Source organism: Streptomyces broussonetiae (genome assembly GCF_009796285.1).
Taxonomy (GTDB): Bacteria; Actinomycetota; Actinomycetes; order Streptomycetales; family Streptomycetaceae; genus Streptomyces; species Streptomyces broussonetiae.
Genome location: NZ_CP047020.1, coordinates 8,783,817 through 8,806,668 on the forward strand (window position 1 = coordinate 8,783,817; position 22,852 = coordinate 8,806,668).

16 protein-coding genes and 1 pseudogene are annotated in these 22,852 nt (G+C 71.2%); 8 read left to right on the forward strand and 9 right to left on the reverse strand.

Annotated features, from left to right (window positions below; all coding sequences use genetic code 11):
* Nucleotides 1–54: 54 nt before the first annotated feature.
* The 6 genes and pseudogenes from GQF42_RS39980 to GQF42_RS40005 form a co-directional block, all read right to left on the reverse strand.
* Nucleotides 55–1,032 carry an SMP-30/gluconolactonase/LRE family protein gene (locus tag GQF42_RS39980; RefSeq protein WP_158928217.1) on the reverse strand — a complete coding sequence of 326 codons (978 nt, stop codon included), beginning with the start codon at nt 1,030–1,032 and terminating at the stop codon, nt 55–57.
* 172 nt (nt 1,033–1,204) lie between these two features.
* Nucleotides 1,205–1,666: a hypothetical protein gene (locus GQF42_RS39985; RefSeq protein ID WP_158928219.1), complete on the reverse strand. Its 462-nt coding sequence runs from the start codon at nt 1,664–1,666 to the stop codon at nt 1,205–1,207.
* Nucleotides 1,667–1,759: 93 nt separating this feature from the next.
* A complete protein-coding gene (locus GQF42_RS39990; RefSeq protein WP_158928221.1) occupies nt 1,760–2,536 on the reverse strand; it encodes a polysaccharide lyase family 7 protein in 777 nt (258 codons plus the stop codon).
* A gap of 112 nt (nt 2,537–2,648) precedes the next feature.
* Complete coding sequence (locus GQF42_RS39995) at nt 2,649–3,863, reverse strand: carbohydrate-binding protein (RefSeq protein WP_158928223.1); 1,215 nt, start codon at nt 3,861–3,863, stop codon at nt 2,649–2,651.
* A 143-nt stretch (nt 3,864–4,006) separates the two neighbouring features.
* A pseudogene (locus GQF42_RS40000) lies at nt 4,007–6,163 on the reverse strand (TIM-barrel domain-containing protein); the annotation flags it as partial.
* Nucleotides 6,164–6,871: 708 nt separating this feature from the next.
* Nucleotides 6,872–7,309: a PaaI family thioesterase gene (locus tag GQF42_RS40005; RefSeq protein ID WP_158928225.1), complete on the reverse strand. Its 438-nt coding sequence runs from the start codon at nt 7,307–7,309 to the stop codon at nt 6,872–6,874.
* Between the two features lie 405 nt (nt 7,310–7,714).
* Between GQF42_RS40005 and GQF42_RS40010 the strand changes: the two genes are divergently transcribed.
* The gene (locus GQF42_RS40010; protein ID WP_158928227.1) at nt 7,715–8,848 is read left to right on the forward strand and encodes a GNAT family N-acetyltransferase; all 1,134 of its coding nucleotides are present in this window, start codon (nt 7,715–7,717) and stop codon (nt 8,846–8,848) included.
* 107 nt (nt 8,849–8,955) lie between these two features.
* On the forward strand, nt 8,956–11,595 hold the full coding sequence (locus tag GQF42_RS40015; RefSeq protein WP_158928229.1) for a WD40/YVTN/BNR-like repeat-containing protein: 2,640 nt from the start codon (nt 8,956–8,958) through the stop codon (nt 11,593–11,595).
* A gap of 74 nt (nt 11,596–11,669) precedes the next feature.
* Here GQF42_RS40015 and GQF42_RS40020 read toward each other — a convergent pair whose 3' ends face one another.
* The gene (locus GQF42_RS40020; protein ID WP_158928231.1) at nt 11,670–11,909 is read right to left on the reverse strand and encodes a hypothetical protein; all 240 of its coding nucleotides are present in this window, start codon (nt 11,907–11,909) and stop codon (nt 11,670–11,672) included.
* Nucleotides 11,910–12,062: 153 nt separating this feature from the next.
* Nucleotides 12,063–13,070, reverse strand: a complete 1,008-nt coding sequence (locus tag GQF42_RS40025) for a Ppx/GppA phosphatase family protein (RefSeq protein ID WP_199272961.1) — start codon at nt 13,068–13,070, stop codon at nt 12,063–12,065.
* Between the two features lie 205 nt (nt 13,071–13,275).
* Here GQF42_RS40025 and GQF42_RS40030 point away from each other — a divergent pair, with 205 nt between their 5' ends.
* The 6 genes from GQF42_RS40030 to GQF42_RS40055 all read left to right on the forward strand — a co-directional run bounded on the left by GQF42_RS40030 (nt 13,276) and on the right by GQF42_RS40055 (nt 21,473).
* A complete protein-coding gene (locus GQF42_RS40030; RefSeq protein ID WP_407699519.1) occupies nt 13,276–14,457 on the forward strand; it encodes an FAD-dependent oxidoreductase in 1,182 nt (393 codons plus the stop codon).
* A gap of 144 nt (nt 14,458–14,601) precedes the next feature.
* Nucleotides 14,602–16,404 carry an RICIN domain-containing protein gene (locus GQF42_RS40035; RefSeq protein ID WP_233273642.1) on the forward strand — a complete coding sequence of 601 codons (1,803 nt, stop codon included), beginning with the start codon at nt 14,602–14,604 and terminating at the stop codon, nt 16,402–16,404.
* Nucleotides 16,405–16,581: 177 nt separating this feature from the next.
* Nucleotides 16,582–17,394 (forward strand): inositol monophosphatase family protein, encoded by an 813-nt coding sequence (locus GQF42_RS40040; protein ID WP_407699539.1) that lies wholly within the window; start codon nt 16,582–16,584, stop codon nt 17,392–17,394.
* 44 nt (nt 17,395–17,438) lie between these two features.
* Complete coding sequence (locus GQF42_RS40045; protein WP_158928239.1) at nt 17,439–18,797, forward strand: FAD-binding protein; 1,359 nt, start codon at nt 17,439–17,441, stop codon at nt 18,795–18,797.
* Nucleotides 18,798–18,958: 161 nt separating this feature from the next.
* A complete protein-coding gene (locus tag GQF42_RS40050) occupies nt 18,959–21,133 on the forward strand; it encodes a discoidin domain-containing protein (protein WP_158928241.1) in 2,175 nt (724 codons plus the stop codon).
* Between the two features lie 100 nt (nt 21,134–21,233).
* Complete coding sequence (locus GQF42_RS40055; RefSeq protein ID WP_158928243.1) at nt 21,234–21,473, forward strand: chaplin; 240 nt, start codon at nt 21,234–21,236, stop codon at nt 21,471–21,473.
* A gap of 64 nt (nt 21,474–21,537) precedes the next feature.
* On the opposite strand, the gene GQF42_RS40060 is transcribed toward GQF42_RS40055, so the two are convergent.
* Nucleotides 21,538–22,713 carry an acyltransferase family protein gene (locus GQF42_RS40060; RefSeq protein ID WP_158928245.1) on the reverse strand — a complete coding sequence of 392 codons (1,176 nt, stop codon included), beginning with the start codon at nt 22,711–22,713 and terminating at the stop codon, nt 21,538–21,540.
* Nucleotides 22,714–22,852: the final 139 nt, after the last annotated feature.

Sequence of the window (22,852 nt, forward strand, 5' to 3'; positions counted from 1 at the left end):
CCGGTGCGCCGCGACCGGCGTCCGGTCGCGGCGCACGCTGCTCCCGCTCCGCGGCTACAGCCGGTCGCCGCGCTCCCGGAGCCGCGCGAGCAGCAGGTTGGGGTCCTTGCGCGTGGTGTACGCGGCGCTCGGCACGTAGACGATCCGGCCGAGTACGGCGACCGAGGTCGGGTTGGACAGCCCGTCGCGCCGGTCGAGGGCGACCGTGGGCGACCCGTCGCGGCGCACCAGGACCACCTGGTTGGGCTTGTTCAGGGCGGCCACCACCGTGCGGCCGGACCCCGTGAAGGCGAAGTCGTCGATGCCGGTGAGTCCGCGGGCCGGTGTCTCGGTCCGGCCCGCGGAACCGTCCGGTCCGATGGGGATGCGCAGCAGCGTTCCGCGGTCGGTGTTCGACACCCAGACGGCACCGCGGTGCACCTTGATGCCATTGGCACCGACACCGCTCGCCGAGGCCGTGGTCAGCGGTTCGAGCGCTGTCTCGCGGGCCCATGCCGTGGCCGGGCCGCCCTGCAGTGGGACGCGCCAGACGGTGCCGAGCACCGAGTCGGCCGCGTAGAGCATGCCTGCGCGTTCGTCGAGGGCCAGGCCGTTGGGATAGCCGTCCTTGGGCAACTGGGCGATCTGCTCGGGTTCCTCGCCGGGAGCGAGGCGCCAGATGCCCGTCTTGCCGGTGCCGGTCGCGTAGTTGACGTACAGCGTGTCGTCGTGGGCGCGGGCGATACCGGTGACGAGGGCGCTGTGCACGACAGGGGTGCTGGGATGCGGGACGGCCGGCAGGGTCGCGCGGATGCGGGTCTGCCCGTCGGGCGTGACATGGGCGATCTGCCGGGCGTAGGCGAGGGTCAGGTCGGCGGAGCCGTCGCGTTCGAGTGCGATGTTCTCGGGTGTCTGTCCGGCGGCCAGGCCGAAACGGGCGGCGATGCGGGCGTCGGTGACGACCGGTCCGGTGCCGGGAGCGGGCGACGCCGCGATCAGGCCGAGCGCGAGCGCGGCCGTGGCGGCACCGGCCAGGCGGGGGAGTCGGGGCATGTGACCTCTCTCGGGACGGCGCGCGGGCGCCGGCGTGCGGGGCCACACCAACATGCGGCTCCACCGGCTGCCTCGGCCGGGAGCCGGGCCGCGGGATCGCCCGCGCGGCCCAGCACCCGGCGCCGTACGCCGTGCGCCCGGGTGACGGCCGTAGCGGCCGTCACCCGGGGCGTCAGTCCCACAGGGAGTAGGTCATGACCTGCTTGAAGGTGTCCGGCCGTGCTCCGGTGTAGGTCAGGCTGAGGTTCGTGAAGCGCTGGAAGTACGGATGCTTCTTCCACGCCTGCTCGCCGCTGAGCCGGATCACGACGGGGTACGAGTGGAAGGTGCCGGCCGCGCAGTACGGGGTGCAGTCGTTGACCCAGTTCACCCCCACCCCCTTGGCCCCGTCCGGGCCCCACTGGCTCCAGCGCAGTGCGGTGAGCCGGCTGTTGCCGTCGCCGCAGGCCAGGATGAAGTCGCCGGGGCGGATGTTCCGGTGGAAGTAGCAGTCGACGAGCACAGGCCGTGCCGAGGCGCTCGTGACCGGTGCCGTGGTCCCGGTCGGCGGACTGGCCGACGCCGTCGTCATCGCCGCTGTCAGCAGCGTTCCTGCCGTCAGGGTCACCACCGTTCCCACCACTGATCCGCGCATGGCCGCTCCCACCGTTGTGCTGTGTTCGACCGCGTTCACTCGACGCTACGACCGTGCGGCCATTTGCACCACTCGCGCAGGTCGGGCCGTGTGTCAGCCGTGCTTGACGGTCAGGCCGTAGAACGCGACACGGGCGCCGTTGGTGGTGCTGTCGGAGGAGGACTGGTTGTAGGAACCGGCCTTGAAGTACTGCTTGTACTGCTGGAAGGACGACGGGATGGCGTAGTGGGTGGTGGTGCCGTTCACCGTCAGGTCGATGGTGTTGCCGCCGGAGACCGCGATCGTATAACTCCAGGTCTTGCCGATCGCAACATGACCGACGGGGTGCGAGGTCTGGCCGCCGGACGGCGAGTTCTCGGTGCCGAGCACGATGTCGCCGTTGGCGTGGTAGTACAGCTCCAGCAGCGGCTTGGTGGACGAACCGCCGCTGCCCAGGTGGATCTGGCCGACGCACACGTTCTTCGTCACCGACACCACGCGCAGGGTCGCGCTCATCTTGTGCGAGCCGGACAGTGACCAGTCGGCGGCGCTGCCGTTGCCGTTCATCTCGCGCAGCTCGGAGCGGGCGTAGTTGGAGTTCGGCGTGGTGACCCCCTTCTCGGGAGCCCAGAAGGTCATGGCCCCGTCGCGGGTGTCGGTGTAGAAGTACGCGTCCTGGTAGCCGCCCGCGCCCTGGAGACGGGACGACGGGATGGTGGTGGGGCTGCCGGGGGAGCCGACGGGCTCCTGCAGCTCCCACACCGAGAGGTCGAAGTTGCCGCCGGGCGCGACATGCGGGTCGGCGGCGATCGCGCTGGGGCTGCCGAGGAGAGCGAGCGCGAGGGCGAGGCCTGCGGTGGCCGGCAGCGCGAGGAGCCGTGATCGGTTCATGGGGGGTCCCTTCGTCGAGCCAGGATGCGTTCAGCATTCTGAACGCTGAACGCATCCTTGTCCGTTCGGTGACCCGAGAAGCTAGAGGTCTGAACCAAGCACGTCAAGAGGTTCAGCAGGTGCCCTCGTCCTGCCACGGTCCCCACTGCGAGGCGCCGGGCACCTCGTTCTGGGTCCACCACTTGGCCTTCCAGTTGTGCTCGCCGTAGGAGACCTCGTCTCCGGCCGTGTACACGGACGTCGCACTCCAGGCGGTCTTGCACGAGGTGGGAGTGGGTGTCGGGGTCGGAGTCGGGGTGGGCGTGGTGGTCGGCGGGGTGACCCCGGCGAACTCCACCGAGTACTTGGCGAAGTCCCAGTCGTTCTGCGTCACGCTCGAGCAGGTTCCAGAGGTGCGACCGCCGTTGTCGGGCGGGGAGCACTGGCGGTCGCGGTTCAAGGACCAGAACGTGAAGCGGTCCATGTTGTGGCTCGTGGCGTAGTCCAGCACGGTCTGGAAGTCGGACTGGGTGAAGTACTCCCCCGAGTCGCTGCGGCCGTTCATGCCGGAGAAGCCCTCGTGGGCGTACGCGGTCGCCTGGTCCCAGCCGAAGGTGGACTGCAGGATCGAGTTGAAGTTGGTCAGCGCGCTGGTCTGGCTCGCCGCCCCGTTGAACCCGCCGTCGAACGGCATGATGGAGAAGTTGTTCGGGGTGAAGCCCTGGGACTTGGCCTCGAGCAGCATCTGCTTGCCGAACCAGCCGGTGCCGTCCGCGGTGCCGGCCGTCGTCACCGAGACGTACAGTCCCGGGTTGTTCTGCTGGAGGATCTTGGCCGCGCCGATCTCGTTGTGGATCGCTGCCGTGTTCTCGTACTCCGGCTCCTCCAGGTCGAAGTCGATGGCGTGCAGGCCGTACTTGGTGATGACCTGCTGGTACGCCGCCGCCGTGGACGCCGCGTCCGCGCAGGCCTGGCCGAGCTTCGTGCCGCCGTAGCCGCCGATGGAGACCGAGACGTCACCGCCCTTGCCGCGGATGGTGTTGATCATCGACTGTACGGCCGTGTCCGAGGAGACGGGTGCGGTGCCGCCCCAGGTCGGCGAGCAGCCGCCGCCGTTGGGGGCCAGGACGAAGGCCAGCTGGAAGGCCTTGAGTCCCGTCGCGTCCATGATGGCGGACGGGTCCGGCGGGTCGTTGTCCAGCGGCATCAGATAGGGGGCGGCGGCGTACCAGCGGTTGCTCAGCGCGGTGGTCGCGCCCGAGGCATTGCCCGCGACGAGCGCGGTCGTGCCGGCGGCGGCGAGCGTGACGGCCGCCGCCGCGCCCAGACATGCCCGAAGACGTCTCACTGCGTGCCTCCAGAGGGTGGGGGTGGGGAGTTCCCGTGCGGGGAGCCCCACCCTCCGGGAGCTGTTGCGGTCACGTCAATGAGTTGGACTAGACCAGCGCGCTCTTTGGACTAGACCATACGATCCCTTTACCTTCCGTCGACCAGGCGCACAGTGAACCCGCGGTCGAGCGGCAGGCTCGGCACGGTGATCGTCGTGACGTGCGCGCCCGGGTCGAACGACCAGGCGGAGGACGGCAGTTGACGGCCGCCGAGCAGAACCCGCGCAGGTGCCGTGCTGCCGTGCACGGTGAACCGGTAGGAGCGGGCATCCACCTTCCCGGCGTACTCGCCCCTGCTCGCGCCCACCGACAGGGTCGTCCCGCCGCCGTCGGCGTGCAGGGACACCTGCTGGGTGGCCGCCGCGCCCTTGGTGAAGTCCCGGGTCACCCCGTCGTCCTCGTACAGCGTGTAGTGACTCGTGCCGTGGGCGGCCGGATAGAGGTCCCAGTCCAGCTCGTGCCGGTCCCGGGTCTGCCAACTCGTGGTTCCCTTGGGCCACATCGGTACGATCGCGCCCTCGCGCACGAACAGCGGGAGCGTGTCGAGCGGGGCGTGGTAGCCGTTGATCGTGGTCGGGCCCTGGTAGGTGCGGCCCGTCCAGTAGTCGGTCCAGGTGCCCTTGGGCAGATGGATGCCGTCACGGGTGTCGGAGTCCTGGTACACCGGGGCGACGAGGAAGTCCGGGCCCGACAGGAACTCGTACTTCGCCTGGTCCGTGAGTGCGCCCGGATCCCCCGGATACTCCAGCCACAGCGGACGCACCGCGCCCACCCCGGTCTTCGCGGCCTCGGCGGACAGGGTGTACATGTACGGCAGCAGCCGCTCCTTGAGCTGCAGGTACGTGCGGTTGATCGAGGTGTAGGGCTCGCCGTCCAGCCAGGGCTGCTGGTCGGCCGGCTTGCCGGTGGTGAGGTCGGTGGCCCAGCCGTCCATGGTCATGATGGTCGGCAGGAACGCCTTCCACTGCAGGTCACGGGCGTACATCTTGGGGTCGTGACGGTAGATGCTGCCCACGTCACCGGTGTTGTACGCGATGCCGGACATGGTCGCCCCGGCATACGTCGGGATCTGCCAGCGGATGTAGTCCCAGGACAGCTTCTGGTCGCCGCTCCACAGCACGCCGCAGCGCTGCGCGCCCGCCCAGGACACCGGCAGCCAGACGAAACCGCGTGCGTCGCTGTTGTCCTCGATGCCCTTCTTCGCGGCATCGCAGGCGTCCAGTGCGAACTTGTACCCGTTGCCGACCCAGGCCACGTCCAGCTTGGCCACGCGCTGGCCTGCCTTGACCTGGTCGGCGAGCTTGTCGATGCCGTCCTGCGTCCACAGGCCGAGCTGGGCGTGGTGGTCCTGCAGGCCCTTCGCGGTCTGTTCCAGGTTCTCGTACCCGCAGCCGTACCCGTCGTTGACCAGCATCCAGCCGAGCGGCATCTGGTTCTGTGTGTACCCGTCGGCGACCTTGAGCGCGTCCAGGGTGTGCCGCTCGCCCCGGTTGGCGTTGTGCAGATAGCAGTCGGAGTCGCCGGGTTCCAGGCCGTACACCGGCGGCATGAACGGTTTGCCGACCAACGCCGTGTACTTGTCGATCACTTGCTTGGCGTCACCCAGGAAGTAGTAGGCGTCCAGGCGCCGTTCCTGCTGGCCCGTGGTGACCGGCTCGCCGAAGGTGTACACGCCGGGCGCGAAGGTGTTGCGGAAGACGCCGTAGCCCGCGCTGGAGAGGTAGAACGGCTGGGAGTTGTTGTAGCCGCCCTCGTCCCAGTCGAAGCTGTTGGACACGTACATCGTCTGTCCGCGGTGCGAGAAGCTGCCGTTCTGCTCGCCGCCGCCGAAGAACTGCTCGTCCGCGCCCCGCTGCAGGCTCTGCCGCATCCCGCCGGTCGACCAGCGCAGCGGCTTGTCCTCCTGCCAGATCCGGGTGCGGTTGTCGGGCCTGTACAAGCCGAAGCGCAGCGGCTTCTTGTACACGCGCAGCACGGCCTGAGCAGAGCGGACGCCGTAGTAGTCGCCCGCGTCGAAGGACGAGGTGTGCCGCTGGACGGCGGGCTCCTTGCGCACGATCGCGGTGCCCGCGGGATCGCTCAGCGACCCGGACGGATCCGCCTGGAGGCGGAGTTGGCCGTCCGCCAGGAAGTCGGCCCGTGCCGTCAACTGCCCGGCCCTGACGGTGTAGCTGCCGTCGCCGCCTGCGAAGGACGTGAGGTCGCCGGCGTCCGTGGTCGCGGGCAGGTACGCCGTGCCCGTGAAGGAGTTGTCGTGCACGTCGTACGGCACGACCAGCACGTGGTACGTCCCCGACGCCCGTGGGATCACCGTCGCCTCGGGGTCGGCGGTGCCCGCACTGGACGCCACCTGCTTGCCCTGGTCGTCGTAGACGTACAGGTCGAAGTCGTCGGACGGCTTGTCCCACTTGATGGACAGCGGGACGCCGCCCTCGGGGTTGTCGTTCCAGTAGCCGTCCGGGACCGAGACGGTCAGGTCGAAGCGGTCGCAGACCTTGTTGCCCGGGTCGGCGCCGGTGGCCGGGCAGCTCTCGGTGCCGCCGCCGGTGCCCTTGGCGTAGACCGGGCTCTGCCAGCTGACGCTGCTGTGGGCGGAATCCAGCACGGCACCGCCGGCACCGGCCGCGTCGGCGGCCCGGGCCGGTGCCGGGATGGCGAGCGCGGTCGCCGCCAGGGCGGTCGCCAGCCCCAGCGGTACCCAGGCCGGCCAGGGCACACGGTGACGCAGTCTTCGCGGTCCTGTCACTCTTCGCACGGCGGAACAGCTCCCCTCGCAGCACTGCGGACTGACTGTTCTTGCGGGATGTTGCTCGTACACGCTCGAAATAGGCTCCAATCGAGCAACTTCACGCACGCAGACTCAGGGTTGGCACAGGTTCATGTCAAGACCGCGGAACGTGCGGGCCGGGCCGGACACGCCGAAGGCCGGTCCCCGGGGAGGGGGACCGGCCTTCGGTGTGCGCCCTGCTCAGCCGGCGTCGGTGGCCTTCCGGAGCACGATCTGGGTCTGCGTGGTCTGGCCGACCAGCCGGTCCCGGTCGTCGCGCAGGTCGGTCTGCACCACGATGAGCGTGCCGCCGAGGTGGAGCGGCCGGGCGGTGGCGTGGACGTGCCCGGAGGTGACCGCGCGCAGGAAGTTGGTCTTGGACTCCACCGTCGACGTGCCGGACGCCCCCTTGGGCAGATTCAGATGGGCGCACACCGCCCCCACGCTGTCCGCAAGCGCCATCAGCGCACCGCCGTGCAGCGCGCCCCCGGCGGTACAGGCTTCGGGGGACCAGGCCAGCGTGCCGACCGCACGCTCGGCGGTGGCTTCCTTCAGCTCGATGCCCAGACCGGCCGCGAACGGCATGGCGGCCAGCAGTTCGGCGGGCTCGGGGAGGCTGCGCGGGGAAGGGGACGACATGGGCCACCGCCTTTCGTGAGAGTCACGATCACCGGGCAGTGTGCCAGTTCCGCACGCCCGGCGACGGCCGGACGACCGGACTGCGCGCCGATGTCCGCAGACCCATGGCGGACTTTCCGTCGCCTGGGGCACCCTTGAGGGTGTGCGTACTGTTTCGCGGCGTTTGAGCAGTCGCGCACGGTGGGGACGCCAGACATCGGTACGAATGGCAGGACGCGCTCGGCGCGTCATGGGGGGAGCGGTCGCGCATGCGATCCATCAGTTGTGATCCACGATCCACGAGCCGTGATCCACGGTCCGTCAGCCCTGATCCACGATCGGCAGGCGGTGATCCGTACGCCGCAGCGGCCCGTGCCGTGCGGGGCACACCGCTTGCGCCGCCGGTGGAAGGGCGGTCGAGCTGAGGTGGAGATCACCATCCACAGACCGGGCGAGCTGACGTCCGAACTGCGCGCGGCCTGGCATCGGGCGATGGACGAGTCGCCGGAGTACGCCAATCCCTTTCTCGCGCCGGAGTTCACGGCCGGAGTCGGGCTCTTCAGGGGCGGGGCGCGGGTGGCGGTCCTGCGCCAGGGCGGGGTGCCGGCCGGCTTCTTCCCCTACGAGCGCGGGCCGTTCGGCACCGGCCGGGCCATCGGGCTCGGGTTGTCCGACTGCCAGGCGCTCGTGCACCGGCCCGGGGTCACCTGGGACGCCGGGGAACTGCTGCGGGCCTGCGGGCTCAGCATCTTCGAGTTCGACCATCTCGTCCAGGAGCAGCGGCCGTTCGCGCCGCATGTCACCGGTACCTTCGCCTCTCCGGTGATCGATGTGAAGCCCGGCGACGGCGGCTACCCCGAGTGGTTGCGCGCCACCTATCCGGGGCTGGCCAAGACGACGCTGAAGAAGGAGCGGCGGCTAGGCCGGGACGTCGGCGAGGTGCGGTTCGTGTTCGACGAGCGCGACCCGGAGATGCTGCGCACCCTGATGCGCTGGAAGTCCGCGCAGTACCGCAGGACCGGCCGCATGGACCGGTTCTCCCGGCCGTGGATCGTCGCTCTGGCCGAGCATCTCTTCCGCGTCCGCGAGGAGCACTTCACCGGCGTGCTGTCCGTGCTGTACGCGGGCGACCGGCCGGTGGCCGCGCACTTCGGACCTCGGTCGAGCACCGTACTGGCGGCCTGGTTCACCGCGTACGACCCCGAACTGCACTACTACTCACCGGGTTTGATGATGCACCTGCGAACCGCCGAGGGGGCCGCCCGGGCCGGAGTGACCCTGGTGGACCTGGGCCGGGGCGACAAGGAGTACAAGGACTGGCTCAAGACCCGGGAACTGCGCGTCGGCGAGGGCTTCGCCGCCCGTGCCCACCCGGTGGCCCTGGCCCAGCGGCTGTGGCGCAGGCCGGTCCGTGGCCTGCGCAACACGGTGCTGGCCCATCCCGGGCTGCGTGATCCGGCCGACCACCTGCTCAAGGCTGCGGGCAGGCTGCGCACCCAGGGCCGGGCCGCTCGGATCGCCTCCCCGGCCGGCCGGACGGAGCGCCTTCCGAAACGGTAGTTACTGACAGGTTCTCGTCAAGATTTGGCCAAGCGGCGGATGTTTCCGTGCGTGCGTGGTCGGGTCTCCTGCGTCGGCAGTGTCGATGCCTTCCAAGGAGGCCCCCGGTGCCCGTGCCACCCCGCAGAAGACGGTGGTTCACCGTCTGCGCACTCACCGCATCCGCCGCGCTCGTCGCGATCCCTGCGTCCGGCGCGTCCGGGCGTCCGCCGAGCCCTTTCGGCGCCCGCGTCCTCGGCCACCTGGCCAAGGAACGCGAGCAGTCGGTGGGTGCCGTGTCCCCGCACGAGGCGGGGGACGACCGCGGCGGCAACGAGGCGGACGAGATCGCCGAGGGCGCCGACCAGTACGCCGAGGCCCGCACCTCGCCCGGTGTCGTCGCACCGGGCGCCTACGGCGCGGCCTGGAAGAACCTCACCACTCTTCGCAGCGCGGGCGGCAGTTGGCGCAACATCACCGACCTGCCGTACAACTCCGACGACCCGCGCTACCGCGACATCGACTCCAACTCCAGCGGCGGATCCGGCGACGTCACCGGCCGGATGGCCGCGATCGCCGCCGACGACGACGGCTACGTCTACGCGGGCAGCGCCGGCGGCGGGGTGTGGCGCTCGCGCTCAGGAGGCGGCCACTGGCAGCCCATCAGTGACCGGCTGCCCGCCCAGTCCACCGGCGCCCTGGCCCTCGACGGCACGGGCCGGCTGTGGCTGGGCACCGGCGAGGCCACCACCAACTCCGACGCCCACCTCGGCAGCGGCGTGTACGTCCTGGACCACCCCCACCAGGGCACCTTCTCGCCACGCCGCCGGGTCGGCGGCGACGAACTGGAGAGCACCACCATCCACGAGCTGCGCTTCGCCGGCGGCACGGTGTGGGCGGCCACCAGCAAGGGTGTGTGGAGCCACTCCACACGGCAGCTGAACGGCCCCTGGAAGCTGGAGTTCGCGCCCAACCCCGGCTACCTGCCCGGCGGTTCACAGGCCGACGACCCGGCCGCCCCGTACAAGAACATCGCCAACGACATCGCCGTCGACCCCAAGGACCCGTCCAAGGTGGTCCTGGCCGTCGGCTGGCGCAGCGGCGACGACTACAACGGCTTCTACACCCGGGTGCGCGGCACCTGGACCCGGATCAGCAGCGGCCTCGGCGATCTGCCGGCCGACGCCGACGACGTCGGCAGCGTCACCTTCGCCCGCTCCGCCGACGGATCGCGCTACTACGCCATCGACCAGTCGCCGAAGCAGCTCAGCACCAACCCCGACAGCGGCCTGGAGGGCATCTACGTCTCCAAGTCCGGGTCCCCATCCGGCCCCTGGACGAAGATCGCCGACTACAAGGGCCTGGCCGCCGACAACTCGGCGCTGACGACGGCCGGTTACATGCCCGGCGTCCAGGCCTGGTACAACCAGTTCCTCGCCGTCGACCCGGCCGACCCGCAGCACGTGTACGCCGGTCTCGAGGAGGTCTACGAGACCAAGGACGGCGGCACCACCTGGTCGACCGTCGGCCCCTACTGGAACTTCCCCTTCTCCTGCTGGAAGATCGACCCGGCCGAGCAGACCGGTGACTGCCACCAGACCACCCACTCCGACCAGCACGGCGTCGCCATCGGCAGCTACCACGGCAGGTCCTACGTCTACGTCGGCAACGACGGGGGTGTCTACAAGCGCCCGGTGAACGGCACTCAGGACGCCTCCGGCCACGCCACCGACTGGACCTCCCTCAACGACGGCACCATCGACACCCTCCAGTACTACTCGGTCGGCATCGGCAAGGACCTCGAGCACGGCGGCGTGTCCGTCACCGGTGGGCTGCAGGACAACGGCCAGTCCGTCCTGCGCGGCAACGACACCGTCATGGGCTCGGACTTCGGCGGCGACGGCGGCGACACGCTCACCGATCCCGCCAACGGGTGCGACATCGCCCAGGAGTACGTGTACCTCGCCGTCCAGGTGACGCAGAACTGCGCCGTGAACGACGGCAGTTGGTCAACCGACCCGACCAAGGCCACCTCGTACTCGGTCGCCCCGCCCGACAACGCGACCAGCGAGGCCCGCTTCATCGCCCCGCTCAGCACGGACCTGAAGAACGGCAACACGTGGATCGCCGGCGGCCGGCACATCTGGGTGCAGACCCACGGTTACGCCATCCGCAGCGGCGCCGAGTGGACCAGCGTGCACGACCTCGGCGTCGGCCGCACCGCCACCGCCGTCGCCGCGTCCGGCGGCAAGATCTACGCCGCCTGGTGCGGGCCCTGCAACAACCAGGGCTTCGCCCGTGGCATCGCCGTGGGCAACGCGGACGGCACCGGCTGGCACGACATCAACCTGCCCGTCGACGGCACCGTGCCGAACCGCTACCTGAGCGGCTTCGCCGTCGACCCGCACAACGCCGACCACGTGTACCTCACGGTCAGCGGTTTCTCCCGGGCCTGGACCGAGGGCCCCGGCGCGGGCGTCGGCCATGTCTTCGAGTCCACCGACGGCGGCACCACCTGGAAGGACATCTCGGCCAACCTGCCCGACGTGCCGACCGACTCCGCGCTGCTGACGGCCGACGGCGGCCTCGCCGTCGCCACCGACCTGGGCGTCGTCTACCGGGCTCCGGGCGGCACCGCCTGGCAGCGGATCGGCACCCTGCCCGCTGTCGCCGTCCTCCAGCTCAAGGCGAGCCCCGACGGCAGCACGCTGTACGCCGCCACGCACGGCCGCGGGATCTACACCGTGAAGGTGCACGACCTGCGCTGAGCGCCCGACGAAAGCGAGGGCTGATCCCCGTGATCCCGCGGTCTCCGGATCCCGTGATCCCGTGATCCCGGGGATCACACCTCTTGGCCGTCGCCCAGTACGGCCCGTCCCGGTTGCGTGCGCAGCGCCACGCAACCGGGCAGGCATCGCGCGGTGGTCCGATCGCGCGTCAGGGCCGGGTCGGCCGCGAGGTCACGGGCGACGCGGGAGCCGGGGCCGCAGGAGAGGACCACGACGCGTGGGCAGACCCCCACCCGGCCCCGCAGCCGCGCGGCCGGCACCCGCACCTGCTCCACCGCGCCCTCGTCGTCCACGCCCGCCCGGCCACGCGCGCCGGGCGGGCGCAGGAGTCCAGCCGGGTGGCGAGCGCGCCGAGAACACCCAGGGGCCGTGAACGCGGTGTGCGCCGTGCGGGACGCCACGCACTGGGCACGCCGGTTCTGTGGGACCTGCCCGAGGGGCCGGCGCTACACCGACGGGCCCGCGATACGCAGGGTCGCCCCGGGCGACGGGCCCGCGCTGTCGGCGGTGCCGGTGACGTCGGTCCACCAGTCGGCGCCCTCCTCGAGGTAGCGGAGCAGCACGCCCTCGCGGATCGCCCAGGGACACACGACGGCCCCGCGCAGCCCCATGAGCTTCAACGCCGTGTGCCCCACGACCGCACCGGCCAGGCTCTGCTCGGCGCGCGGCGCGGAGATGCCGGGCAGCTGGGCGCGCTCGGCGGCGGGCAGCGCGGCCAGCGTGCGGACCGCCTCACGCAGGTCCGCACCGTGCATATCCCGCTGTACGAACGGGCCGTGGCGCCCCGGTGCCGCCCCGCACAGCCGGGCCAGCTGCTGGAACGTACGGGAACTGACCGCGGCGGTGCGCGGCGCCTCCCAGCGGATCCGCGCGGCCACGTCCCGCAACTCGTGCCGGATCCGCCGGCGCAGTTCCTTCAGCTCGGCCGGACCCGGCGGATCCTGGACGCGCAGATACTCGCGGGTCAGCCGGGCGGCGCCGAGCGGGAGAGAGGCGGCGAAGTCGGGCAGTCGGCCGCGGCCGAAAGCCACCTCGAGCGAGCCGCCGCCGATGTCGAGCAGCGCGAGGGGGCCCGCATGCCAGCCGAGCCAGCGGCGCGCCGCCAGAAAGGTCAGCTCGGCCTCGGTCTCGCCGGGCAGGGTGCACATCCGGATACCGGTCCCGCAGGACACCCGCCGCAGCACCTCCTGCCGGTTCGGGGCGCCGCGGACCACCGCCGTGGCGAAGGCCAGTGGCCCCGTCGCATGCCAGCGCCGGGCGGTGGCCCCGGCCGCGGCGACCGCGTTCACCAGGCTCTCCACCGCCTCCTCGCAGATGGCGCCGTCCGGCCCGACGTGTTCGGACAGGCGCAGCTTCCACTTGACGGTGTGCACCGGGAGCGGTACGCCCCCCTCCACATCCGCGATCACCAACCGGACCGTGTTCGACCCCGCATCCACCACGCTCAGCCGCATGGCCGGGACGTACCCAGTTCCCCGTCAAAAACCCGTCATACCGGGGGGCGCTCGTGCGCACACACAGCCGACCCGGCGTGGCCGCCCGGAACGAATCCTGTCCGGATCCCGCCTGCGTCCTCCCAACGCGCCCGGCCCTGCCGTTAGATGGTCACGACCACCGTCGGAGATGGTCATGAACACTGTCGGAGCGGGGAGCAGGCGCGTGAGCGGGACGGACGTGACGAAGGTAGTGGTGATCGGCGGCGGCATCGCGGGGACCGCCGCCGCGCTCGCACTGCAGAGGGCCGGCTACGACGTCACCGTGTACGAGGCGCACCCCGACACCGCGGCGGACATCGGCGCCTTTCTGACCCTCGGCAGCAACGGCATGCGCGCCCTGGCCCAGCTCGGCGCCACGGACGCGGTCACGGCGACCGGATTCGCGCTGACCTCGCTCCGGCTGCTCGACAGCCAGGGCACGGAGCAGGCGCGCGGCTCGCTGGGCGAGGTGACCGACCCCGCCCTGCACTACCGCTGCCTGCGCCGTGGCGAGCTGAACAGCGCGCTCCAGCGCGAGGCGGCCCGGCGCGGCATCCCGGTGCGCCACGGCGTCCGGCTGGCCGACGTCAGCAACGGCCCGGACGGCGTCACCGCGCACTTCGCCGACGGCACCACCGCCGACGCGGACCTCCTCCTCGGCGCCGACGGCCTCAACTCCACCGTGCGCACCCGCCTCGTCCCCGAGGCGCGGCCCGGTTACGCGGGCCAGCGGATCTACTACGGCTACAGCGCTGCCGCTCCCGAGGGGGACCCGACCGGCCTCATCACCTTTGTGCGGGGCGGCGAGTCCACCTTCGGGTACGCGGTGTCCCCGGCGGGGCAGACCTACTGGTTCGCCCGCGTGAACACCGAGGCCCTGCCCGCCGACGGGGCCGTGCACGAAGCCGACCGGCGCGAGGAACTGCTGCCGCTGCTGCGGGGTGACGCCACACCGGCCGCCGACATCGTCGCGGGCTCCGTCGGTCCGGTCCTGGCCACCAACGCCACCGACCTGCCGCTCGGCACCGTCTGGCACCGCGGGCGTGCGCTGCTCATCGGCGACGCGGCCCACGCCGCCTCCCCCGCGACCGGCCAGGGAGCCTCGATGGCGCTGGAGGACGCGGTGGTCCTCGCCAAGGCGCTGCGCGACCTGCCCGATGTGCCCGCCGCGTTCGCCGCCTACGAGGGGCACCGCCGCCCGCGGGTGGAGCGCAACATCACCGTCAGCGGCGGCATGTCGCGCGCCGGCCACGGTTCGGCCCGCCCGGGCCTGGCCGTGGCCCGCCCCGCCGAGCCCGACGCGGCCCTCATCCGCCAACTGGCCTGGGACACCCCGCTGTCCGCGGCACCGCCCAAGGAATCCTGACCGCCCGGACCACCACGTCACAGCGCGCGCTCCCGTTCGCGAAAGTGCAAGAGGCGGCGTACTGGAGTCCATTGCCGGGGCAACCGCCGGGCCGGATCGTTCCGTGCAACCGGCCCTAGGCAACAAGGAGCACAGTTGCGACTCTTGAACAGAACAGGTGGCGCCGCCGCGGTGACCTCGACGGCCGTCGCCCTGGTCCTGGGCGGCGGCCTCGCCTCCCCGGTGTCGGCCGCAGCACCCGCCGACGCCGCCTACAGGGTGACCGTGGGGACCCCGGTGCCCTTCACCCACCCCACCGACACCCCCGCCACCCCGTATCTGGACCGGGACGGCACCTTCCACTACCAGCAGTCCGCCGCGCTCTACGGCGCCAAGGACCCGCGCACCTGGGACTTCTACACCGGCAAGGACTTCGACACCGCCACCTTCGACAAGACACTCAGCAAGGCGGTCAACCCCGCCAACTCCGCCGACCGCAACGACGACACCACCTGGCGGTGCAACAACAGCCCCACCGGCCGCAACGCCACCTACGCGCCCAGCGGCTCGGGCTACGCCCAGAAGAACTACTGCGATCTGTCCGGGGTGTGGGTCGACCCCGACACCGGCGACTGGTACGGCCTGGTGCACAACGAGTTCACCCCGCAGCCCTTCGGCGACGGACTGCACTACGACGCCATCGACTACGCCGTCTCCACCGACCGGGGCCGCACCTGGACCATCAAGGACCATGCGATCACCTCGCCGTACAGCACCGAGCGCGGGGACACCACGGCCTTCCCGAACCAGACGTACTCCTACGGCGACGGCGACCAGCGCCTGTTCGTGGACACGGCCTCCGGCTACTTCTACGTCTATTACGGCTCCCGGATCATCGACAAGAGCGGTGGCTGGAAGGCGTTCTACGAGCACGTGGCCCGCGCACCCATCTCGGCCAAGATGGCACCCGGCTCCTGGCAGAAGTGGTACGACGGCGCCTGGTCCCAGCCCGGCACCGGCGGCAAGGAGAGCAACATCGTCCCTGTCGACGCAGGCCATCCCACCGGCTACACCCCTGCCTCCGCCGAGTACGACCCGGCCAACACCGGTACCGCCGCCCAGCAGATCGCAGCCGGCAAAATGCCCCCGACCTCGCCGCTGTTCGTCATGAACATCGCCTACGACGCCTACCTCGGCCTCTACATTGGCGAACCGCAGGCCGTCGACCAGAGCGGCAGTTCACCGCAGTACCTGTACGCCACCGACGACCTCGCGACCCAGAAGTGGCACCTCATCGGGGACACCGGCAGCTACACCAACGCCTCCTGGTACCGCTGGTTCCTGGACTCGGCCAACCGCACCAGCTCCGCCATCGTCGGCAAGTCCTTCCGCTCCTACTGCTCCTTCGGCTGCTCGCACGACGCCTCCGGGGAGTACGTCGACATCACCGTCGACTCCACCACCCCGGCCGCCGCGCCCATGGACACGCACCGCGGCTACCGCATCGCCAGCGGCGCGGGCCGGGTCCTCGCCCAGGCGGCCCGTGGATCCGCCGTCACCTCGCTGGCCGGGCCCACCGGATCCGGCCGGGACACCTGGGTGTTCACGCCGACCGGCGACGGCGCCTTCACCATCGCCAACGCGGCGAGCGGCCGGCTGCTCGGCGTCGACTCCTCGTCCACCGCGGGCCGCGCCTGGGGCGCCCGGCCCACGGCGACGAAGGCACCGGCCGAGGGGCCGGCCGTCGGACAGCAGTGGTTCGTGATCCCGGACGCCGGCCACGGCGGCTACCGTCTGGTCAACCGCTACAGCGGCCTGGTTCTCGGACTCTCCACGGCCTCCGGCCGCCTCGCCGAGACCACACCGGCACGCACCTGGGCGGCCACCGCAGGCAGTCCTGCGGGCGCCGGCCGCACCGCGGCCGAACAGACCCTGTCCCTCACCGCGACCGGCCCCGCGCGCCGCTAGGTCCTGTCGTCCAACTCCCGTCGTCCGCCCGCAGGGCGTGCATGGCGTCGCGAGACAGGCGGGAGTTCGACGACAGGGCCTGGCCGACCCGGGGCCGGGGCCCGGCCCGCACGACCCAGGGCCGGGCCCAACATCTCGAGGACGTGGGGGACTTTCCACTACTCTGCACTCATGTCGATGATCAACGGGGGATCCGACGCCCACCTGGCCGTGACGGCGGCCCGGGCGGGCGCGAGCGTGGTCCAAGACCTCTACGGCAGCCGGCTCGCACGCTACGACAAGTCGGCCGGTGACTTCGCGACCGAGGCGGACCTGGCCGCCGAGCAGGCCATCGTGGACGTGCTGCGTGCTGCCCGCCCCGACGACGCCGTCACCGGGGAGGAGAGCGGACGCTCCGGCGCCGCCGACGCCCACCGCCGCTGGCTGGTCGACCCCCTGTGCGGCACCCTCAACTACGCCGTGCGCACCATGCTCGTCGGCGTGAACGTCGCCCTGCGGGAAGGGGACCGGGTCACGGCCGCCGCCACGGCCGACCCGTTCAGCGGCGAGGTGTTCTGGACCGACGGCGCCGCCGCCCGGCTCCGCTCGCCGGACGGCACCGACGAGCGGCTGACGCCCCACGCCGGTTCCGCGCTGGTGGACGTCAACCTCGACCCGCCTTTTCCGGGCGCCCCCGGATTCCAGGCCGTCCGCCTCCTGGCCGACCCCGGCTTCGCCGAGCGGTTCCGGCCCCGGGTGATCTCCAGCACGCTCGCGGTGGCCTGGGTCGCCGCCGGGCGCAGGGCCGCCTATGTCACCGACGGCGACCTGCGCGACCGTGTGCACTTCGCGGCCGGGATCGCGCTGTGCCGGGCGGCCGGCTGCACGGTGACCGGCCTGCGCGGCGAGCCCGTCCTCACCGGCGCCGACGGGCTCGTCGCGGCGGCCGACGCCCAGACCCATGCTGCCCTGCTGGCCCTCGTCAAGAAGCAGGCCTCGGGCGGGAGTTGACGGCGATCTCGACGCGGCCGCGTGCCGTCTGATGTGATTCCGGCATGACGACGCAGGCCCACGACCTCGCCGCCCGCTTCGGACCGGCCCTGGACACCCGCTGGGCGAGCCTGGACGCATCCGCGCAGGACTTCGGCCACCTCGTGCGCGCCACACCGCTCGGCGTGCTGCGCCCGGGATCCGCCGCCGAGATCAAGGACGTACTGGAGTTCGCCGGCCCCCGGGGCATCGCGGTGAGCGTGCGCGGCGGCGGCCACTCGATGTACGGGCAGGGGCAGGCCGGCGACGGGATCGTGCTCGACCTGCGGGGAATGCGCCGGATCGGTCCTGTGACGGACCGGCAGGTGACGGTACAGGCCGGGGCCCTGTGGCGGGAGGTGCTGGCCGCCACGCTGCCGCACGGGCTCACGCCCCCGGTCCTCACCGACTACCTCGGCGCGAGCGTCGGCGGTGTCCTGTCGGCGGGCGGCCTCGGCGGCGCCACCCACCGGCACGGCCTGGTCGCGGACCAGGTCCTGGAGCTGGAGGTGGTCACCGGCGCCGGGGACCACCGCGTCTGCTCGCCCGACCGGGACCCCGCGCTCTGGGGTGCCGTGCTCGCCGGACTCGGCCAGTGCGCCGTCATCGTCGCCGCCACCCTGCGCCTGGCCCCCGCACCCGACCGGGTCCGCCGCCACTGCCTGTACTACACCGACCTCACCCGCTACCTCGCCGACCAGCGGATGCTCGCCGAGGAGCAGCGCTTCGGCCATCTGGAGGGCCAGGCCCGGCCGGCCGACGGCCAGGGGTGGCAGTACATGATCGAGGCCGTGGTCCCGTACGACGGCCCGTGCCCTCCCGACGACGGTGCGCTCCTCGCCGGACTCGGGCACGACCCCGCCGCCCTGGAGACGGAGGACCTCGACTACCCGCAGTTCGCCCACCGCGTGGACACGGACGAGGAGATCCTCACCGCGACGGGGGAGTGGCTGCACCCGCACCCGTGGCTCAACCTGCTCCTGCCGCACGACAGCGCCGAGTCCGTCGTGCGTGCCGTGCTCGCCGACCCGGCCTTCCAGGACCTGCGGGACACCGGTCTGGTGCTGCTGTACCCACTGCTCTCCGCTCGGCTGCGCGCTCCGCTCTTCACTCGTCCGCCCGGCCAAGTCCCCTACCTTTTCGCCCTGTTGCGCACGGCCGCGCCCGGCAGCCCGGAGACGGCCGCGGCGATGGTGGCCGCCAACCGAGCCGCCTACGAGCTGGCCCGGTCCCGCGGTGCCGTCGCCTATCCCGTCAACGCCCTGCCCATGTCGGACGCCGACTGGCGGGACCACTACGGCAGCCGCTGGTCGGCCCTCGCGGACGCCAAACGGCGCCACGACCCCTGTCTCGTCCTGGCCCGCGGGCACGGTCTGCGGTTCTGAGGGACCCACCGGTTGCGGAAGGGACGCACCGGCTTCCCAAGGTTTTGGCTCCCGAAGGCTTGTGACCCGCTTGCCTCACTACTTAAATCAAAACCTGAACTAAGCCGTGGGGTCAGTCGATTGACCCCGTTTCCCTTGGGAGCCGCCCGATGAGAGACCGGATGAGAAGTGGCACGAGAAGTCGTACGAGAGCGAGATGCCCGGGGGTTGCGCTCGCCGCCCTGGCCGCGCTGATCACCCTGCCCCTCGCCCACGCCCCGGCCGTCGCCGCGACCCAGGCGGCCTGCAACCCGGCCGACGCCGCCCAGGGCAGGCCCGCCACGGCCTCCTCCGCCGAGAACTCCGGCACGTCCGCCTCCGCCGCCTTCGACGGCGCCACCTCGACCCGTTGGTCCAGCCAGTTCTCCGACCCGCAGTGGATCCAGGTCGACCTCGGCGCGACCGAGGACCTGTGCTCGATCGACCTGAACTGGGAGACCGCCTACGGCAAGGACTTCCAGCTCCAGGCCTCCGCCGACGGCCAGAACTGGACCACCCTCAAGACCGTCACCGGCGCAACCGGCGGCACCACGTCGTACGACGTCAGCGGCTCCGGCCGGTACGTGCGCATGTACGGCACCGCACGCGGCACCGGCTACGGCTACTCCCTGTGGGAGATGGCCGTACACACCACGGCCACGGGGACGACGGGGCCGGTCCAGGGCGGCGGTGACCTCGGCCCGAACGTCATCGTCGTCGACCCCTCCACCCCGAACCTCCAGCAGAAGTTCGACGACGTCTTCCAGCAGCAGGAGTCGGCCCAGTTCGGCACCGGGCGCTACCAGTTCCTGCTCAAGCCGGGCACCTACAACGGCATCAACGCCCAGATCGGCTTCTACACCTCCATCTCCGGGCTCGGCCCGAACCCCGACGACACCCAGATCAACGGTGATGTCACGGTCGACGCCGGCTGGTTCAACGGCAACGCCACGCAGAACTTCTGGCGCTCGGCCGAGAACCTCGCCATCACGCCGTCGAGCGGCACCGACCGCTGGGCCGTCGCCCAGGCGGCACCCTTCCGCCGCATCCACGTCAAGGGCGGGCTCAACCTCGCCCCGAGCGGCTACGGCTGGGCCTCGGGTGGTTACATCGCCGACTCGAAGATCGACGGCACGGTGGGCCCGTACTCCCAGCAGCAGTGGTACACCCGGGACAGCTCGGTCGGCGGCTGGACCAACGGGGTCTGGAACATGACCTTCTCCGGAGTCCAGGGCGCGCCGGCGACCAACTTCGACAGCGGCCCGTACACCACGCTGGACACCACGCCCGTCTCGCGCGAGAAGCCGTACCTCTACCTGGACGGCAACGACTACAAGGTCTTCGTCCCCGGCAAGCGCACCAATGCCCGGGGCGTCTCCTGGCCGAACACCCCGGGCACATCCCTGTCCCTCGACCAGTTCTACGTCGTGAAGCCGGGCGCCACCGCCGCCACCATCAACGCGGCCCTCGCCCAGGGCCTCAACCTCCTGTTCACGCCCGGCATTTACCACCTCGACCAGACGATCAACGTGACCCGACCCGACACCGTCGTCCTCGGACTCGGCCTCGCCACGCTGGTCCCGGACGGCGGCATCGACGCGATGCACGTCGCCGACGTCGACGGCGTACGGCTCGCGGGCTTCCTCATCGACGCGGGCACGGTCAACTCGGACACGCTGCTGCGGATCGGCACCCCCGGGTCCACTGCCGACCACTCCGCCGACCCCACGACGATGCAGGACGTCTTCGTCCGTATCGGAGGCGCGGGTCCCGGCCTCGCCACCAACTCCGTGGTCGTGAACAGCAACAACGTCCTCATCGACCACACCTGGCTATGGCGCGCCGACCACGGCAGCGGTGTCGGCTGGGACACCAACCGCGCCGACTACGGCCTCACCGTCAACGGCAACGACGTGCTTGCCACGGGCCTGTTCGTCGAGCACTTCAACAAGTACGACGTGTACTGGAGCGGAGAGCGCGGCCGGACGATCTTCTTCCAGAACGAGAAGGCGTACGACGCCCCGAACGCCGCCGCCATCACCCATGACGGCGTCGTCGGCTACGCGGCCTACAAGGTCGCCGACTCCGTCACCAGTCACGAGGCCTGGGGTCTGGGCAGCTACTGCAACTACACGGCCGATCCCTCGATCGTCCAGGCCGACGGCTTCGAGACCCCGGTGACCAGCGGCATCAAGATGCACGACCTGCTGGTGATCTCGCTCGGCGGAAACGGCCAGTACGCCCACGTCGTGAACGGGACGGGCGCACCCACCTCGGGGACCAGCACCGTCCCCTCCAAGGTGACGTCCTTCCCGTGACCCGGGCAGGGCGGCTCCCCGTACGGAGTAGCCGGAGAGGCGAACGGCGCGGGGCGTGGGTGTGATGGAAGCGCTCCATCGTCAACCAGTGAGGCAGATCATGCGTCTTCGCAGCTTCGCCACAACGGCCGTGCTCGCAGGTTTCCTTGCCATGGGAGGCTCGGTGACGGCTTTCGCGGCCGACCCGAACCCGGTCGGTACCGCCACCAACAGCCCGGGCGTCGTCTCGGGCGACGTCATTCAGCTCCCGATCGACGTCAACGCCAACGTATGTGGCGACAGCATCGACATCATCGGCCTGCTCAACCCGGCCTCCAACAACAGCTGCAGCATCAAGTGACACCGCCCGTACGCCGGCTCTCGCGGAGCCGGCGTACGGCTGTCCACCCAGCGCGCCCGGCGGCTCAGTCCTTCGTCGCCGGCTGGGGCTGGGGCTGGGGCTCGGGGTGGGCCGGGGCCGTGGCCCGGCGGCGCCGCAGCAGCAGGCGGCGCGCCGGGCACTCCACCGCCTCGTACAGCACCCAGGACAGGCCCAGCGCCAGGGCGAACACGGTCGCGGTGACGATCGAGCCCATGAGGACACCGAAGTGCGGCTTGATGCCGAGCAGGTGCGTCCCGGCGCGCAGCACGAGCAGATGCACCATGTAGAAGGCGAAGGACAGCTCCCCGAGCCGCACCATCCGCCGGCTGCGCCACATCGACGGCTGTCCCTGGAGGTCCGCGTTCGCCGCCGCGGGGATCAGCAGGGTGAATCCGACGATCGTGCACATGGTTGCGGAGTATCCGGGCGCGACCTGCGGGACCAGGAAGTATCCGATGATCGCCAGGGCGAGCGAGGCCTCCAGCCCGGGCCCGCGCCAGCGGCCCAGCCGCACCAGCCGGGCGCCGACCGCGCCGAGCACGAACTCGGGCAGCCGGGCGGCGGGGAACGAGTACAGCGCGTACGTCCACCAGTGGTGGGCGTCCGACCAGGCCAGCACCACCACGGCCGCCATCGACAGCCCGCCGAGCACGACCGATCCGCGCACGCCGAGCCGGCGCAGCAGCAGGAGCAGCAGCGGGAAGGAGGCGTAGAAGAACGCCTCGCACGCCAGGGACCAGCTGACCGGGTTCAGTGTCTGCCACCACGGCCGCCACCAGGAGTGGAGCAGCAGCACGTTCGCTGCCGCCTCCTTGGGCGTCGGTTGGGCGTTGTGTTCCAGCGTGACCGCCAGGAGGAAGGCGAGGGCCACGGTGACCAGGTGCACCGGATAGATCCGTGCGATGCGCCGCCGCCAGAAGGCGGGCACGCGGTCGTGGGGTCTGGCCGACCAGGTCAGGACGAATCCGGACAACACAAAGAAGAACGACACTCCGGTGGCTCCGGAGCTGAACCCCCAGAACACGAGGCGGCCACCGGTACCGCCGAAGTAGCCGAAATTGTTCACATGCAGTCCGAACACCAGCAGCGCCGCCATCCACCGCAGTCCCGTCAGGGACGGCAGTGAGGAGTGGGCTGTGTGTGGGGAGTCCCTGGCGGTCGTTTCACCGTCACGGGCATGCGGCGTCGTCCGGAGCGTCCGGGTCGTCGCCGTGGTCATCGAATCACCTGCCGCAGAGGATTGGCGTGGGGCATGAAGGGGAACGTTGCCCGTTCTCACCATTCCATGGCGTCACATGGCAAACATCACACTGCTGCCGAACGACGCACCCCTCTGTATGCCACGGACAGCCGGACCG

Coding starts and splice junctions, on each gene's coding strand:
- GQF42_RS39980 (WP_158928217.1), bottom strand. CDS start 1,032: ATGCCCCGACTCCCCCGCCTGGCCGGTGCCGCCACGGCCGCGCTCGCG.
- GQF42_RS39985 (WP_158928219.1), bottom strand. CDS start 1,666: ATGCGCGGATCAGTGGTGGGAACGGTGGTGACCCTGACGGCAGGAACG.
- GQF42_RS39990 (WP_158928221.1), bottom strand. CDS start 2,536: ATGAACCGATCACGGCTCCTCGCGCTGCCGGCCACCGCAGGCCTCGCC.
- GQF42_RS40005 (WP_158928225.1), bottom strand. CDS start 7,309: ATGTCGTCCCCTTCCCCGCGCAGCCTCCCCGAGCCCGCCGAACTGCTG.
- GQF42_RS40025 (WP_199272961.1), bottom strand. CDS start 13,070: ATGCGGCTGAGCGTGGTGGATGCGGGGTCGAACACGGTCCGGTTGGTG.
- GQF42_RS40040 (WP_407699539.1), top strand. CDS start 16,582: ATGATCAACGGGGGATCCGACGCCCACCTGGCCGTGACGGCGGCCCGG.
- GQF42_RS40045 (WP_158928239.1), top strand. CDS start 17,439: ATGACGACGCAGGCCCACGACCTCGCCGCCCGCTTCGGACCGGCCCTG.
- GQF42_RS40050 (WP_158928241.1), top strand. CDS start 18,959: ATGAGAAGTGGCACGAGAAGTCGTACGAGAGCGAGATGCCCGGGGGTT.
- GQF42_RS40055 (WP_158928243.1), top strand. CDS start 21,234: ATGCGTCTTCGCAGCTTCGCCACAACGGCCGTGCTCGCAGGTTTCCTT.
- GQF42_RS40060 (WP_158928245.1), bottom strand. CDS start 22,713: ATGACCACGGCGACGACCCGGACGCTCCGGACGACGCCGCATGCCCGT.